Source organism: Microtetraspora glauca, assembly GCF_040656155.1.
Taxonomy (GTDB): domain Bacteria; phylum Actinomycetota; class Actinomycetes; order Streptosporangiales; family Streptosporangiaceae; genus Microtetraspora; species Microtetraspora glauca.
Genome location: NZ_JBFALK010000001.1, coordinates 207,877 through 224,163, shown reverse-complemented (window position 1 = coordinate 224,163; position 16,287 = coordinate 207,877). Strand labels below are relative to the sequence as shown.

The following is a 16,287-nucleotide window of genomic DNA, read 5'->3' as shown; positions in this document are numbered from 1 at the left end:
GCTAGGAAGGTCAACTCGTTGCCAGTTCTTGACTCTCCCCCCGACCTCGTCAAAGCGTCCCGCGAGCGTGACGGTCATCGGTTACAGTCCTGTCCCGGGGGGAGATCATGCCGGTTGGAACGTTGTATCGACGGCTGCGAACGCGCCTGCTCGCCGGGGGGACCACGCCGGGCACCGCACTGATCAGGAAAGACGCGAGCCCGTTGCAGGCGCAACGGGAGACCTTCGGGCTGGTGTGCTCGGCGCTCGCGAGCGCCGGCGTGCCGTACTTCTGCGTCCGTCCACCGCGGGGCAGGCCGCCCGCCGTGGCGGTCGCGACGACCCACCGGTCAGAGGCGTTGTCAGCTCTGGCCCAATGCGGACAACCGTTCCTCGCCGGGCGGCAGCCGTACGGCAGGCGGGGCGAGCGGTCGACGGAGGTGGGCGAGATGCTCCCGCTCCGGCGCGCGGGAACGCTGGAGAACGCCCGCGTGGTGCGGGTCGCGCTCTACTTCACCAGCCCGTCGCACACCCTCACCCTGGGCGCCGAGCACGGCTGCGACCTGGAGTTCTGGGCGCCCGAGGGAGACATGCTGGTGGCGCCGCGCCCCAACCGGTCCTGCGACATCGTGCCCGCGCACGGGGAGACCGTCCAGGGCGGCGAGGAGCTGTTCAACAACCTGGTGTCGCCGTCGCGGAGCATCGGCGGCTATCCCACACGGCCCGAGTTCACCCGCCGCCTGATCGACGACATCGACTTCCCGATCGACGCGGTCTACACCTGGGTCGACGGCTCCGATCCGGCCTGGCGCGCCCGCAGGGACCTGGCGCTGACCGGCGGGCTCAGCGAGCTCGCCACGACCGACGCCCGTTTCGTCAGCAGGGACGAGTTGCGTTACTCGCTGCGATCGCTCCTGACGTACGCGCCCTGGGTCAATCGGGTGTGGGTGGTCACCGACGGTCAGCGGCCTCCGTGGCTGGACACCTCCGACCCGCTCGTCTCGGTCGTGGACCACAAGGAGATCTTCGGCGACCCGTCCGTGCTGCCGGTGTTCAACTCGCACGCGATCGAGACGCAGTTGCACCACATCGACGGGCTGTCCGAGCAGTTCCTTTACCTCAACGACGACTTCTTCCTCGGACGGCCGCTGCCCGCGCACACGTTCTTCGAGGGGAACGGGATGCCGCACTTCTTCCCGAGCATCGTGCACGTGCCGTTCGGCTCCCCCGCGGACGAGGAGTCGCCGGTCCACGCGGCCGGCATGAACAACCGGCGGATACTCGAAGCCCTGGCCGGGCGGACGCTCACCCAGAAGATGAAGCATGTCCCCTACGCCCTGCGCCGGTCCCTCCTGTACGAGGTCGAGGAGCGGTTCGCCGAGGACTTCGCGGCGACGGCGCGCGGCGCCTTCCGCGAGTCCAGCGACATCTCGGTGGTGTCGTCGCTGGTCCACTACTACGCGTATCTGACCGGGCGCGCGGCGCCCGGCATGATCGACTACACGTACGTCGATCTGGCGCTGGAGGAGACTCCGGCCAAGCTGCGCCGTATGCTGGCCAAACGCAAGCACGACGCCTTCTGCCTGAACGACACGGCGCCGACGACCGAGGAGCAGGACGCGCTGCTGATGCGCTTCCTGGAGGCCTACTATCCGACGCCCAACGCGTTCGAGCTGTCCTGATTCGTGCCGTCTTGATGCGTGCTGTTCTGATTCGTGCAGCGGGCCATCGCGAAGCCGCCGGAGATCCAGTGTCCGGTGCATTCGAAGGATTCGGGGAACAGGTCGTCTCCCCAGTCGGTGGCCCGCATCTTCCTCGCGTAGCCGACCACCCACAGCGTCCGCACGTCGTCCAGGCGCCTCGCCTGGGCGCGGCGGCGCACGTCCCGCCCGGAGAAGCTGCCGTCCCGCTCGGGTGACCTGCGCAGCAGCACGTCGTCCAGGCGGTCGAAGATCCCGGGATAGACAACGGCGTACTTCCTGGTCAGCCCGGGGGCGAAGGCGACCGCGTCGCCGGGCCGCGCCGCGCTCGCCAGCACCGACATGAGCGGCTCGGGGTTGTCCTGCCGTCCGTCCGGTCCCCGCGTCGCGAGATGACCGGGGACGGCCAGCCCGATCCCGACCGCGAGCAGCGGAACCGCGAGCCGGCAGGGCAGCGCCGCGAGCCCCGCCCCCGCCAGCAGAGCGGCCGCGGGCACGCAACACAGCACATAGCGGAAGACGAAGACCGGGTGGACCGCCCACGACACGGCCAGCAGCGCGAGCGGGGCCACCAGCAGCCACGGCAGCGCCGGCCGGGCGACCGCCCCGCACCGGGTGAGACCGTACAGCGCGAGCGCGAGGACCAGCGGCGCGATGCCCGCCCACGCCGAGTTCGTCGTGCCGAGGTCACCGAAGATCCGGATGGCGAGCAGCCGCAGTTCTTCCGGGCCGGGAGACCGGATCCAGCCGACCTGCCCGCTCTGACCCGACGAGATCCACGCCAGCGGCAGGACGGCCGCCATCGCCAGTGCCGCGGCTCCGCACCAGCGTGTGACCGTGCGCCGCGTATCCGGGTGCGAGGACCCGCGCCCCCGCCACGCCTCCGCCAGGACGTACACGCCGTGCCCGCCGGCGACCAGGAAGGCGAACAGGTTCAGGTAGGCGAGCCCCGCCACGGCCGCGCCGTACAGGAGGAAGCGCCGCCAGGAGGGCGCGCGGAGCGCGCGCACGAGCAGGAGGGCCACCCCGACTGCTCCGGCCATCGTGATCCCGTACGGCCGGCCTTCCTGGACGTAGCGCGAGAAGATCGGCATCACGGCCAGGAGCAGCCCGCCGTACAGGCCGGCGCGGGCGTTGCCCAGGGCGCGCCCGAGTGCGGCGAGCCCGCTCGCGGCCAGCACGCCGGCGAGCACCGAGGGCAGGCGCAGCGCCATGTCACCCGTGCCGAACACACCGGCCACGACGTGCATGAACGCGTAGTAGACGCCGTGGACGGCGTCCACCCGGCTCAGCAGGTCCAGCAGCTCGGACGGCGTACGGACGACCGCGCTGACGGTGGCGGCCTCGTCCCGCCAGATGGGCGGGCCGTCCAGGCCCCACAGTCCGGCGGCCAGGGCGACCAGACCGGGCGGCAGGAGCGTCGCGCCGCTCCTCCGGCGGGGAAGCGCGAGAGGCCACGCGAGCGCGCCGGCCGGGAAATGGCTCATCGAGACTCCTGAAGCGAGGAACCCCGGGTTTCGGCCGCGGGGAGAGGTCAGGACAACATGCGATCGACGACGCGTTCGGAGGCGTGGCCGTCGTCGAAGGGGCAGAACCGCACCGCGAAGTCCCGGTAGCGCGCCGCACGGCCGAGTCGCTCTCCGTGCCGCAACGCCTCGCCGACCGCGTCGGCGACCTCGTCCGACGTACGGACGATCGGGCCGGGGGCCTCCTTCTCGAAGTCGAAGTAGAAGCCCCGGATCTGGTCGCGGTACCGCTCCAGGTCGTAGGCGAAGAAGACCATCGGCCGTCCCGTGCAGGCGAAGTCGAACATCGCCGACGAGTAGTCGGTGACGAGGACGTCGGTGACGGCCAGCAGGTCCGCCATGTCGGGAAATCTCGATACATCGAGGGCGAGTCCGCCGGGTGATCCCCCGCCGGCCCCGGGGACGACCGTGGGCATCGCTGTCCGCCCGGCCATCAGATAGTGGGCGCGGACCAGCAGGACGGTGTCCTCACCGAGCGCCTTGGCGACCCGGCCGGCCTCCAGCTCCAGGTCGACGCGCCCCCGGCGGGAGTGCTCGTCGTCGCGCCAGGTCGGCGCGTAGAGGACCACGCGCGTCCCGTCCGGAAGGCCGAGATCCCCGCGCACCCGGTGCGCCCGTCCAGGCCGCAGCAGCACGTCGTTGCGGGGGTACCCGGACTCCAGGACCTCGCCCTCGTAGCCGAAGGCGCGCCGCAGGATCGGCGTGGAGAACGGGTTGGGCGACACGAGCACGTCCCACATGGTGGAGTAGCGGTCGAGTCCCTCGTAGATGTCGCGGCTGGCCAGCGGCTTGCCCCTGACGTCGCGGCCCAGGCACTTGAGCGGGGTGCCGTGCCAGGTCTGCACGAACGTCTGGTCCGGCCGATCGACGTACCAGGACGGCTGGGTGCGCCGGTTCGCGACGACGAAGCGGCTGGTCCCGAGCGCCTCCTCGTGCTCGCGGGAGCCGTACAGGACGGTGCGGACCCCCTCGGGGACCGCGAACTGGCCGTCCCTGGTGACCCAGATCAGGTCGGTGCCGAGATCGCGACGCTGGAACTCCTCCGAGATCGCCCGGGGGTTGCACGAGTACTGGCTCCCGCCGTAGCTGTCGAAGAGCACCGCGTCCCTGATCCGCGCGCGATGGTGGCGCCGCGTGCCGCGGAGCCTGCGCAGGGCGTACCTGCCGCGCTCGTCCGGGCGCAGCGCCGGCCTGACCAGGAGCGCGAGCTCGCCGCCGAGGCCGGGCAGGAAGGAGATCCGGTGCACGGACGTCGTGTGCGGCTCCGGCGGGGCGGCGAGCAGTTCCGGGCCGAGCGCGAGCGGGCCGTCCCCGAGAAGGACACGCCATCGCCCGCCGCGCACGGGCAACCCGTCCGCGGTCGCGCCGATCGTCGCGGTGAAGCGCCCGCCCGACCACCTGACCGGCCATTCGTGCCGCTCTCCCGGATTGTCCGGGTCCCCCGCGTCCGTTGAGCCCCCGGAGCCCCCGGAGCTCCCGAGCAGGAGGGCGATCCGGTCCGTACGGCTCTCGCCCTCCCCGGTCAGGACCAGCTCGTGGTCCTCCGTCCACCGGACGCCGGTGATCCTGCCCGCCACGGGGACGGCGGCGGGGTGGAGCACGGCGGTGTCCCCGGAGCCGCGGGCCGCGAGGACCAGCCCGCCTTCACGGGTGAGGGACACCTCGACGCCGCCCACGTGGAAGCCCCGTCGGCCCGCGTCCCGGTGGCCGGCCGCGCGTGCGTCGCGGGTGATGCCGCGCGTGGACACGCGGGTATGCAGCGTCCACGTCCCTTCGGTGATCCGAACTGGGTCGAGCTGGACGACAAAGCCGGATCTGTCGTGAGAGACGGCGGACTGCCGGGACTCGGCGGTCACGTCCGGCCGCTCAGCGCGGCCCGCCTTCAGCGGCATCCGCCGGTCACCGGATTCGAGCCAGACCTCGACGTCGCAGAGCTTGCTGTCCACGCGGCAGAGGTAGGCGTGCCCGGTGATCCGCAGCAGCCGGCCCGTCCACCGTACGTCGTCGACCATGGCGTGGGCCCGCAGTTCCGGCCCCGCCTCGTAGATCGCGTCGGGGACGCGGGGATCACCGCGGAAGGGATAGTCGAAGTACCAGCGCGGGTCGCGCAGACCGCTCCGCACCACGCCGTGATCGTCGATCTCCGTACGCGCGAACCGCTGGACGACCGCCAGTTCCTTGACCATGCCTTCGCGCAGGAGGTGGATCTGGAGGCGCTGGAGCGCCGGCAACTCGTCGGCCGCGGCGGGGTGGAGCGCTTGGAGGGACGCCCGCGCGCGGTCGGACAGCCTCCTCGCGACCCCCGCCCGCGCCGTGGCGAGCATGTCGAGGAGGAGGGGGAACTCCGTCTCCGCGATGTGCTGGTCGTGCCGTCGCCGCAGCTTGCGGGCGCGCTCGGCCAGGAACGCCGACACCGTCGCGGCCGACGCCAGCGACCGGGCGACGCGGTCCGGGTCTCCCCTGCGATCGCGCGCCGAGCCCGGCCTGGAACGCCACAGGTACACGGCGTCGCTGAGCACGTCGGTCGCGGCGGACAGGACGTGCGCCGGGATCGCGACCGGCGCGTCCTCGTACAACCCCTCGGGGAAGACGAAGCCGTGCGCGTCCCAGAAGGACCGGCGGAACACCTTGTTCGTCACGTGCCGGTCCTGGAGCAGGTCCCGGTTCACCCTGACGTGGGTACGCGGCACGGTCGTCGCGAACCCGGGCGGGACGACGCGCGACTTCACCGACCCGTCCTGCCGCAGCCGGGTCACCGCGCCACAGGCCAGGTCGGATCCGGTCTCGTCGAGCGACTCCACCATGGTCCGGTAGGCGTCCTCCGGGACCATGTCGTCACCGTCCGCGAAGGCGAGGTACGCGCCGGTCGCGTGCGCGATCCCGGCGTCACGCGCCGGGCCCGCGCCGCGTTTCGGCCCGCCGACGATCGTGAACCTGGAGTCGGCGGCGGCGTACGCCCTGGCGATGGACGGCCCGGCGTCGGTGGAACCGTCGTCCACGAGGATGAACTCGACGTCCGTGAGCGTCTGCGCGCGCAGCGAGCCGAGGCAGTCCTCGAAATGCTCCTCCACGTCACAGAACGGAACGATCACCGAGAGTCTGGGAGCCGTACGCACGCGGCCAGAATGCCCGCGATCACCTGTCGGGATCGGGCGGACGTCGTACCCTTACCGCGCCTTGGGCGATCCTTGACCAGGGCTACGCCCGCTCCGCCGCCGTCCCGAAGACCCGGTCGACCACCCGGCGGGCGGCCAGGCCGTCGTCCAGCGGGCAGAACTTCGCCACGAAGTCGTGGCGAAGCCTCGCGTACTTGGCGGCGACCTCGCCCGCGTGCGCGACCGCCTCGATCACCTCGTCGGTGGTGCGCAGCAGCGGCCCGGGCACCTCCGCCTCGTAGTCGAAGGGGAACCGGCCCGCCCACTCCTCGACGTCGTACGCGAAGAACAGCATGGGGCGTCCGGTCGGCGCGAAGTCGAACATGGCCGACGAGTAGTCCGTGACCAGGACGTCCGCGAGCGGATAGAGCTCGCGGACGTCGGGATGGGCGGACACGTCGCGGACGAAGTTCCCGATGTCCCCGATGTCCCCAATATCCCCGGCGTCCCCGGTGTGGCCGGTGCCCCCGGCCGCGACCACGGGAGGCTGACCGGCGAGCGAGGGGTGCCTGCGCACCAGGACGACGTGGTCCTCCCCCAGCGCCGCCCGCATCCGTTCCAGGTCGAGCCGCGTCTTCTCGCCCGCGGCCCGCCGGGCCGGGACGTACAGGATCACCTTCCTGCCGTCGGGCAGGCCGATCCGGCGCCCGGCCTCGGCGGCGATCCGGTCCCGGCCGGCGCTCCGGAGGAAGTCGTTGCGCGGCAGGCCGGTCTCCAGGATCTCCCCGCCGAAGCCGAAGGCGGCCCGCAGCAGGGGTGTGCAGCGCGGTCCGGGCGAGAGCAGGTGGCTCCACCGGCCCGCCTCGTGCTCGCCGCGCACGGGGACGCACCCGTGCCGGGTCTGCAGCACCGTCTGACCGGGACGCGGCTCGAACCACGAGGGCAGGTGGTCGTCCACGACGATGTACCGGCAGCGCGCCAGCGCCTCGTAGTACTCACGCCCGGCCGTCCGTACCGGCTCCACCCCGGCGGGCAGCGCGACCTGCCCGTCCCTCACGTTCCACAGGAACGTGAGGTCCGCGCCCCGGTCGCGCAACTCCTCGTAGACGGCCCTCGGGCTGCCGGAGAACCGCCTCCCCGCGTGGCTGCTGAAGAAGACCTCGGGCCGGAGCGGCCGGTCCCGCATCCCGGGATACACCTCCTGGCGCAGCGTGCGCTGCGCCTTCTTGCCCCGCTCACTCGCGGCCAGGTCACCGCCCACCGTCAGCACGGCGCGGCCCGCGCCGTCCGCGGTGAGCTCGAACCTGCGCCGCGCCGTCTCCAGCGCCATCGGGAAGTCCGGCTCGAACTCCACCGGAAGGTCCCGCCCGCCGACCCGTACGGCCAGGCCGTACCGGCCCTTGGGCAGCGGCAACGGGCCGGCCGGGGTGTCCAGGCCCTCGGGCGCGAGCAGGCCCCCGAACCGGGTGCCCGCCCCGTCCATCGGGACGAGCCGCTCCACGGAGCGGTCCTGGGAGGTGATCACGAGGGTCCGCGCCCCGTCGTACGGCTCGGCGAACCCACCCTCGACCAGGAGCTCGCCACCCGCCAGCCACTCGGCGTACTCGGCGAACGCGGCGGCGGCCTGGTCCCTGAGCACCAGCTCGCCGGACGGGTCGCGCGTCACGACGATCTCCCGCCCGGAGCGGCCGAACCTCTGCGGGGTCAGGCCCTCGGCGACGGTCACCGGCGTCACTGCCCCGCCCGCGCGGTCCGTCGTGGCCCGCCACTCCACGGGCAGGTCGAGCAGCCGTGCCTCGGCTCCGCCGAGTTCGAGTCTGCGCGTCGGGAGGAGGCCGGCCAGGTCCAGCTCGACCTCGAAGGTCCGGCCGTCCGTGGTGACGGGACAGACCAGCGGCATCCCGCCCGGCGCGCGCGTCAGGCGCAGCACCGGCTGCGGGCCCAGCTCGCCCACCACCTCTCCGTGCAGGAGCAGGCGACCGTCCCGTACGGCCTGGCCGGTCACCCGGGCCGTCTCGGTCTCGACCCGCAGCGTGAGCGCGCCCGCCTCGGTCAGCGACGGCGTGACGTATCCGCCGGATTCCAGGCTCCTGGCGCCCACCTGCGCGACGAAGGCGGCGCCGGGATCGGCCAGCGGGCCGCGCCGCATGAGGCCCCGGTGGATCAGGTGCAGCTCCACCCGCCACAGCGCCGTGCCGTCGCCCGGGTCGCCGAGGCGCCGGGGATCGATCACGAGCCGGAACCCGCCCCAGTCGCGCGGCCCGCGCGGCCTGCCCTGCTTGAGGAAGACGCTCGTACGGGTGACGGTGGCGGGGACGCGGACCCGGCGGCCGGTCCCCGCCTGGACCAGGGTCGCGAAGACCTGCTGATGGAAGCGCCTGGTCGGCCGGAGGTGGCGGAGGGTCGCCCGCCCCTCGACGGCCAGCTTCCCGTCCTCCCACTGGACCCGGTCGATCCTGGTCGTCGGCGACAGTTCGCCGCGCAGTCGCGAGATCTCGGCCGGGATGTCGCGGCCGGCCAGGAGCGGGGTGTCGAGGTAGTGGCCGCGCAGCCGCCGTACGACCTGCTTGCCGGGCCCTACCCGCTTCTCCCAGGCCATGACCTCGAGCAGGTCGGCCAGCCGCCGCTCGCCGACCAGGTGCCACTTGAGCCGCCGCGCGGCGGGCAGCGCGTCCATGACGGACGGCGCGACACCCTCCAGGTACGCGCCCGCGAGATCGAGGAACCTGGCCCGGAAGGCGTCCGTGGCCGTGTCCATGACGTCGAGGAAGTTGACCATGTCGTGGTCGAGCACGACGTGATCCCAGGCGGGGACGTGCTTCTCCAGGCCGTTCTCCGCCAGGAAGCACCGGACCGACGCCGCCGCCGCGAAGCGGTCCTCGACTCCCTTGACGTGGGTCTTGTCCTGGGTGATCGACGGCTTGTCGCCGTGGCGCTCGCGCCACAGGTAGACCGGCGCGGGCAGCATGTCCACGGCCCCGGCCAGGAAGTGGCCGCTCAGCGCCACCGAGACGTCCTCGTACAGCACGCCTTCGGGGAAGCCGAGGCCGTGCGCGTCCCAGAACGAGCGGCGCCACAGCTTGTTCGTCACCAGCCGGTCTTTCAGCAGCGCGGGCCGCGCGCTGACGTGGGTCGCCGACGCGGGATCAGCGAAGATCTCCCGGTGCATCGCGGACGGCCGGGCCCCGCGCGCGCCGAACCGCCGGACGTTCCCCGTGGCCAGGTCGGACCCGGTCCTGCGCAGTTCGGCCAGCGGGTACTCGACGGCGTGCAGCGGCAGCAGGTCGTCGCTGTCCAGGAAGCAGACGAACTCGCCGGTCGCGTGCCGCAGCCCGGTGTTGCGCGCCGCGCCCAGCCCCGCGTTGGCCTGCCGTACCAGCCGGAACCGGGGGTCGCGTTCGGCGAAGCGCCGGGCGATCTCGGCGCTGCCGTCGCTGGAGCCGTCGTCCACCATGACGGCTTCTAGGTCGTGCCACGTCTGCGCGGCGACCGACTCCAGACAGGCCGCCAGGTACTGTTCCACGTCGTAGATCGGGATGATGACGCTCACGCGAGGCACGGACGGGTCCTTTGAAATCGTCGGGAATCGCCGGGCAGTGACCGGAAATATCGGGATAAGGCCAATGGCGGCTCAGCCAATGCGCGCCCTCTTCCGCATGGCGGTGCCGAGCCGCCGGAGCACGGTCCCCCGGTCCGCCGCCACCGAGAGCGTCACGGACGCCGTCGCGTTCTCCGCGACCGTCAGCGGGATCGCCGTCTCGGAGCCGAACCGGTCACGGGCGATCAGCCGCAGCACGCTGTTACCCGGGGGCAGGTCGTCGCCCGCGATGTCGCAGGACCAGGCGAAGCGTCCGGGCTTGGCCCTGGTGATCCGGATCCGCCGCCGCAGGACCGTGTCGCCGAGCTCCAGCAGCAGGTCCTGCCGGACCTCTCCGGGTACGGCGAGCAGCCCCGGGGCGTTGACGTGCCCGTCCACCCTGATCAGCGCCCCTTCCCCGGCCGCCCCGATCCTGGAGACCACCGCGGAGAGTGGCCGGACCATGAGCAGGTCGCCGAACCGGTCGAGTTCGGGGACGTCGAGGTAGACACGCCCCGAGAGCACCCGCAGCGCGGCGGACGACACCGGTCTCCTGATCAGTTCGGGGTCGCCGCGGTACGCCCCGACCGCGCGCAGCCCACCGCCGAGGCCGGTGACGAACTCGGCCACCACCTCGGGCGCGATCTCCTTGAGCAGGATCGACATCCGGTGCGCGAACCCGGCCAGCTCCTCGTCGCCGAGCGCGGACGCCGCCCTCCTGGTGTAGTGGAGCTGCATGTAGCCCGCCCAGCGCACGACCGCCCGGTGCACGGCGGGCGGCTGGTCGGTCAGGCCGCCGACGAGCCGCTCGACGACCGCGAGGTGCTGCATGATCCGGTCCGGACGGCCGCGCGAGTCCATGATCGACGAGCCGTCGTCCCGGGTGCGGTAGCGATAGCAGGGACGGTCGGTCAGGACCATGCGCCGGGCGCCGAGCAGCAGCGGAAGCGTGAAGAGCACGTCCTCGAACGCCGTGCCCTCGGAGAATCTCGCCCCCGTGGCGGCCGCCAGCTCCCTGCGGACGATCTTGTTGCACGCGGACGGGTTGCCGACGATGTCCGGGGCCTCGGCCACCGAGCCGACGACCCGCTCGCCGACGACCAGTTCGCGCCGCCACGCCGGGCACGATCGGGGCGGCATGCCTCGCATGTCGCCCACCACCACGTCCGCGTCGTACCGCACGGCCGCCCTGAGCAACGCGTCCAGACCGCCTTCGGCGTACAGGTCGTCGGAGTCGAGGAAGGCGAGGTAGCGGCCGGAGGCCAGGCCCACGCCCCGGTTGCGCGCCGCGCCCAGCCCCGCGTTCTCCTGCCTGACGAGGCGGACGGAGGGGCGCGTCCGGGCGTACGCCTCGGCGATCTCGCCCGAGCCGTCGGCCGACCCGTCGTCGACGATGACGACCTCGACGCGGTCGCGGCACTCCTGGGCGTCGAGCGAGGCGAGGGCGTCCGGCAGCCACCTGGCCGTGTCGTGCACCGGCACGATGACGGTGATCTCTGGGACGGTGATCTCTGGGGCGGTGCTCCCGGGCAGGCCGGTCTCCGGGACGCCAGCCGGGCGTGCCGTCACAGCCGCCCCCTCCCCGGCGCGGCCCACGGCATCCGGAGCCCGACCGGCCGGGCGACCCGGCGCATCACGGGGCGGGCCACGCGCCGCATCAGGACCCTCGCGACGCGGCGGCTCGCGTGCCGCCATCTCCTGCGCGTCGCGTGACCGCGCGTCGCCTGCCTGCGCCATCGGTTCGCGCGGTCCTGCAGCACGAGCGACCTCGCGCGGCACTTCTCCAGCTCGGCCTGCAGCGTCTCCGGGCTGACCGTCGTGGCGGACTCGGACCGCACGACACCCCACTTCTCGCCGACGTCCCAGAGCGTGCCGAACACCTCGTGGACCACGTCGTCGAGATCCTCGCCGGGGTCGGCCACCAGGCGCGCCCGGCTCAGCGCCGCCGTACGCTCCAGCCGCGCGTGGACGACCTCGTCCCGCTCCTCCAGGGCGAGCGAGAGCACGCCGAGGGCGTTCCTGTCGGCGAAGGCGATCAGGCGGCCCAGGGCGTCCTGTCCGGGCACCCAGCCCGCCGGGCAGTGGAACCGGAACGGGATCGGGAAGCAGGACGCGGGCAGATCCTCGGTGAACGTGACCCGGGCGTCCCCTTCGTAGCCGGCGCTGATCAGCCGCAGGTCCAGATCCGGGTCGTCGAGCGGCGCGCGGCGGCCGTCGCCGAGCCGGCTCCACGGCCCCGTTATCCGTACGGACACGTCCGGGGTCCAGCTTCCCAGCGCGCCGTCGACCGTCGCCCTGACCTCTTCGAGGGACGCGCCCCGCGCGTCGACGACGACCTCGACGTACGGCACGCGGTAGCCGCGGCCGGGAGTCTTGCGCAACCACCGGAAGGTCGGCACGCGTTCGCCGAGGTAGGGCCAGTTGTGCCGCTTCACCTCGGGCTCGCGGCCCACGACGGTGGAGCGGCCGAGGTGCCAGGCGCGCGCGGCCCGGTCCGGGACGAAGACGGCGCCGGCCTGGGCCAGCCGATAGCCGAGCTCGGTGTCCTCGCCGAGCATCAGCGACTCGTCCATGCCGCCCGCGGCCCGGAACAACGCGGCCGGGAGCGACGAGGTGGCGCCCACGTGGACCGAGAAGGCGTCCACCCCGGCGGTCCGCAGGTCGGAGGTGCGGTTCCAGCGCTTCTCCGTCCACTGCGGCGTGCTGTCCTCCTCGTGGAACAGCTTGGCCACCGCCCCGGCCTCGGCGGCGGCGAGGACCTCGTTCGGCGACAGCTCGGACGGATCCGGCTGCACGGACCTCGGGTGGCCGAGCACCACGAGGTAGTCGGCGAGGTGGTGCCAGCGCATCTGCGCCTCGACGTGATCGGGGAAGAGCACCAGGTCGTCGTCGAGCCAGTGGACGACGTCGCCCTCCGCGGTGGACGCGCCCAGGTTGCAGGCGTGCGGCTTACCCCAGCGCCCGTCCTTCGGGCGGATCAGCCGCGTGCGCTCGGGCCGGATCTCGGGGAGCCGGAGCATCGGCTGCTCGCCGTCGTCCACGACGATCACTTCGAGCAGGTGGCGGGGGTAGGTCTGGGCGGCCAGTCCGGCCAGTGCCAGCGGCAGCGTCCCGCGCGAGCCGCTGGTCGGGATCACCACGCTCACCGAGAGGCGGGGCGTCCACTCGCCCAGCGCGGGGACGCCCTCGATGACGCCGTGGTCGTTGGCCGGGATGCGCGGTTGCCGGGTCGGGGATGTCACTGTTCCTGCCTCCAGTAGCCCGCATGGGGCGTCGAAGCGCTTTCCATCAGCTGGTTGAAGTGGAGCCCGCGCCACTGCTCCTGGTACGACTTCAGGAACGCCTGGACGGGGTGCCTCCAGGTGTGCGCCCGGGAATGGCGCCGGCGCAGTACGTAGTTGAGCCCGTGCGTCCGGTAGATCCGCCCTCCGGCGGCCTCCACCGACTCGATGAGCTGGCCGTCCACCGTCTGGGGGATGGGCCGGAAACCGCCGAGGGTCTCGAACATCTCGCGGGCGACGAGCATGGTCCCGCCGGCCACCAACGGCGTGAACCGCTCGGTGCCGAGACGGCGGCGGACGGTGGTGTTGATCGGCTCCAGGTAGACGAACTCCGCGGCGGCCCCGACCAGCTCGGCCCCCGAGTAGAGCTGGGCGAGCAGGAGGTCGGCCAGATGGTCCGGGCCGTACCAGTCGTCGTCGTCCACCTTGGCGAGGAACGAACCGGAGGCGACGGCGGCCATGCGGTTCAGCAGCTCTCCGAGCGGCGCCCCGGCCGCCGCCTCGACGACCGTGATCCGCAGCGACGAGTCGGCGATCGCCCCCTGGACACCCGCCTCCCTGGCGGAGAAGCCGTGCAGCCCCAGGATGATCTCGGCCCGTACGCCGCGCTGCCGCTCCATCTGCTCCAGGGCGAAGGGGACCATGTCCTTGCGGCAGGTGCTCAGCAGTACGGAGACGGGCGGCTCGTACGGCAGGGCCAGGCCGGCGGAGACGGCGATGTTCCGCCACCGGGGGATCGCGCCATGCGTCCGCAGCGCGGCCCGGCGCAGGCGCACGCTGATCTCCTCGCGCCGCAGCTCCGACGTCAGCTCGTCCTCGTCCACGGTCGCGAGCGCGTCGGAGAGATCCGCGCCCAGGGCCGGGTCGCCGATGCCCTCGGCACTCATGATCACGGGGATTCCCGCGGCGGCGAGCCCTGTCACGATCCGCGCCCGGACCAGGCCGTACGCGTCCACGTCCTGGACGGCCACACCGACGACGTCGCGGAGCCGGGCGACGTCGACGTCCGTCAGCTCGCCGGACGCGGGCAGGCGGACGAGCTCGTCCAGCCCGCTCGTGATCGAGAAGCCTCCCGCCCTGCTGGTCAGCGCGGCGACCGGGCCCCTGGCGTTCTGCCGGAAGCCGATCGGGTTGACGACGCTCTCATCCACCGGAGGGAGCAGGTCGGGGTGGGCGGCGCCGTCGAGAGCGGCCGACAGCGGCGGGCGGTCCGCCACGGGGATGCGCCCGTCCGGCCACGGGCACGCGGGGCTTTCGGTGACGCGGAGCACCAGATCGCAGCCCGGCGCGTCGCGGCGGTCGGCGACCGGCCCTCCCACGCTGGTCAGTGCCACGTTGGGATCGCCGGGCCGCCAGCCCGAAGCGCCCTGGCCGGCCAGGCCGATCACCGGCTGGGCCATGTGCCGCCGTCCTCCGAGCAGGCCGTACAAGACGTGGGAGAGGACCTCGCCGCCCGCCACCGGCCCGGAGAACGACGCCTCGATGTGCCATCCGCGCCTTCTCCGTGCGATCCTCAGGTCGGCCAGGAGGTGCCAGGCGGCGCCCTGCCCCGCGACGGGCAGCGGCTGGGCGGCCCACGGCGGCGCCTCCGCGATGATGACGCACACGCGGGTGGCGGCCGGGATCAGCGCGCCGAACGGCACCGCCCTGCGCAGGTCCGCCGGGCTCCTGGCCGCGATGACGGCGCGCTCCACGGCTTCGTCCGGTGGGGGCTCACCGGGGTCGGCGCCGTCCAGGATCGTCCATGGCCCGTCGAAGTCCTCGCAGACGCGGTCGAGCAGGGCGGGATGGGACCCGAACCCGACGCAGCCTCCCCAGGTAGCGCTCACCCGGCCCTCCTCAGCAGGTCGGCCCCCTTCTCCGCCCTCACGTGGGTGCGGGCGAGCTCGGGGAAGTCGTCCAGCCGGCGGTCGCCGGCGGCCCGCTCCTCCGCACGGCCGGCGTCGCCGAGGATCTCGCCGATCGCCGACCGCAGCACGTCCGGGGAGGCGGCCCGGCCGCGCATCGGCGGAAGCGGGACACCGGGATCGAGCGGCATCCGGATATCGACGAACGATTCGAGCTGGTAATACGAATTCTCTATCGCCTCGCTCGACGCGGTGATTCTCCGGTCCATCCGCGGCAGATCGCACAGGCGCGCTCCGGACGCGGAAATCAGATCTCGCGTTCTTTTCAGATCCGCCGACATCGTGTCGAGCCGGGTATTCACCCGGGCGAGCGACCGCTGAATCTCGCGGTCCTTCCGCCGCCGCGACCTTTCCCGGGTCCGCTCCCGCTTTTCCGTCAGCTGCAGGGAGCTTCGCCGTTCCCTGGCGTGCCGTTCCCTGACATACGCGATGCCCTGGACGGCCATGCACGACATGCTCGCGAGGCCGGTCAGGGCGCCGGTCATGAGTGCGCCCGCTCCGGGCTGGAGGACGACCAGCGACACCGCTCCGACGGGCGGGACCGCGAGTCCGGCGGGCACGACCACCGTCCACCGTCGATTCAGGACCACGGGTGCCCACCTCCAGGAGTGCCGCATTTGTCATCGTGACGCCGAGCCAGCATTGCGAAACGAACTCCGAGATCAGCCGCTTACCCCTCATCCTTGGGGCAACATTTACCGCCGCAAGGGATGTGGAATAGCAAGGGAATTACCCGCACACCATGGCCGGACGGCGGGAAATGTCGGGATATTCGCGAACCTGCGGCCGGCGGCATCTCACGGCGTCCGGCAAGACGTCCGCAGTCGTCCGGCAAGACGTCCGCAGCTGAGGCGGACGATCGTCACCGCGTCCGGCGACGGCGTTCACGGCCTGTGGCGGCGGCCTTCCCGGTGTGCGCGTCGCGGTGCCGGGACTCCTGGGCTCGCGCCCCGCGTTTCCGGCCGGGCGCCGCGCCACGCCACGCCACGCCACGCCGGGCACCGTGCCACGCCGGGCGACGCGCCAGGCCACCGCGTCGTCATGGGTCGCGTCGTCCTGATCGCGTGGTGGTATCTCCCCAGTCGGGCGCGTCCTGGATTTGGGGGATTTCGCATGTGAAACGAGGTTGTACGGGGATCCGGACCTTCGCCCGCATGATCCCGTTCAGGGGTATTCCCAGCTGGACACGTTACGATGCCGCCTACAAACCCCCGAGGAGCAC

Annotated in this window: 8 protein-coding genes; 1 reads left to right on the top strand and 7 read right to left on the bottom strand. The window is 72.6% G+C overall.

What is annotated here, in order from left to right; all coding sequences use genetic code 11:
• The first annotated feature begins 107 nt into the window (after window positions 1-107).
• Window positions 108-1,661 carry a stealth family protein gene (locus AB0I59_RS01130; RefSeq protein WP_082776541.1) on the top strand — a complete coding sequence of 518 codons (1,554 nt, stop codon included), beginning with the start codon at window positions 108-110 and terminating at the stop codon, window positions 1,659-1,661.
• Here AB0I59_RS01130 and AB0I59_RS01125 read toward each other — a convergent pair.
• The 7 genes from AB0I59_RS01125 to AB0I59_RS01095 all read right to left on the bottom strand — a co-directional run bounded on the left by AB0I59_RS01125 (window position 1,628) and on the right by AB0I59_RS01095 (window position 15,655).
• Window positions 1,628-3,166, bottom strand: coding sequence for a glycosyltransferase family 39 protein (locus AB0I59_RS01125; RefSeq protein ID WP_358128806.1), 1,539 nt, complete (start codon window positions 3,164-3,166; stop codon window positions 1,628-1,630). The two genes, AB0I59_RS01130 and AB0I59_RS01125, sit on opposite strands and share 34 nt — an antisense overlap.
• Before the next feature lie 47 nt (window positions 3,167-3,213).
• Window positions 3,214-6,321: a bifunctional glycosyltransferase/CDP-glycerol:glycerophosphate glycerophosphotransferase gene (locus AB0I59_RS01120; RefSeq protein WP_358128803.1), complete on the bottom strand. Its 3,108-nt coding sequence runs from the start codon at window positions 6,319-6,321 to the stop codon at window positions 3,214-3,216.
• A gap of 82 nt (window positions 6,322-6,403) precedes the next feature.
• Window positions 6,404-9,859: a bifunctional glycosyltransferase/CDP-glycerol:glycerophosphate glycerophosphotransferase gene (locus AB0I59_RS01115; RefSeq protein WP_358128800.1), complete on the bottom strand. Its 3,456-nt coding sequence runs from the start codon at window positions 9,857-9,859 to the stop codon at window positions 6,404-6,406.
• A gap of 72 nt (window positions 9,860-9,931) precedes the next feature.
• On the bottom strand, window positions 9,932-11,446 hold the full coding sequence (locus AB0I59_RS01110; RefSeq protein ID WP_358128798.1) for a glycosyltransferase family 2 protein: 1,515 nt from the start codon (window positions 11,444-11,446) through the stop codon (window positions 9,932-9,934).
• A complete protein-coding gene (locus tag AB0I59_RS01105) occupies window positions 11,443-13,119 on the bottom strand; it encodes a glycosyltransferase family 2 protein (RefSeq protein ID WP_061253279.1) in 1,677 nt (558 codons plus the stop codon). Before AB0I59_RS01105 ends, AB0I59_RS01110 begins: the two co-directional genes overlap by 4 nt.
• A complete protein-coding gene (locus AB0I59_RS01100; RefSeq protein WP_061253278.1) occupies window positions 13,116-14,987 on the bottom strand; it encodes a glycosyltransferase family 2 protein in 1,872 nt (623 codons plus the stop codon). The genes AB0I59_RS01105 and AB0I59_RS01100 overlap by 4 nt, the downstream gene beginning before the upstream one ends.
• A complete protein-coding gene (locus AB0I59_RS01095) occupies window positions 14,984-15,655 on the bottom strand; it encodes a hypothetical protein (RefSeq protein WP_358128795.1) in 672 nt (223 codons plus the stop codon). The genes AB0I59_RS01100 and AB0I59_RS01095 overlap by 4 nt, the downstream gene beginning before the upstream one ends.
• Window positions 15,656-16,287 lie beyond the last annotated feature (632 nt).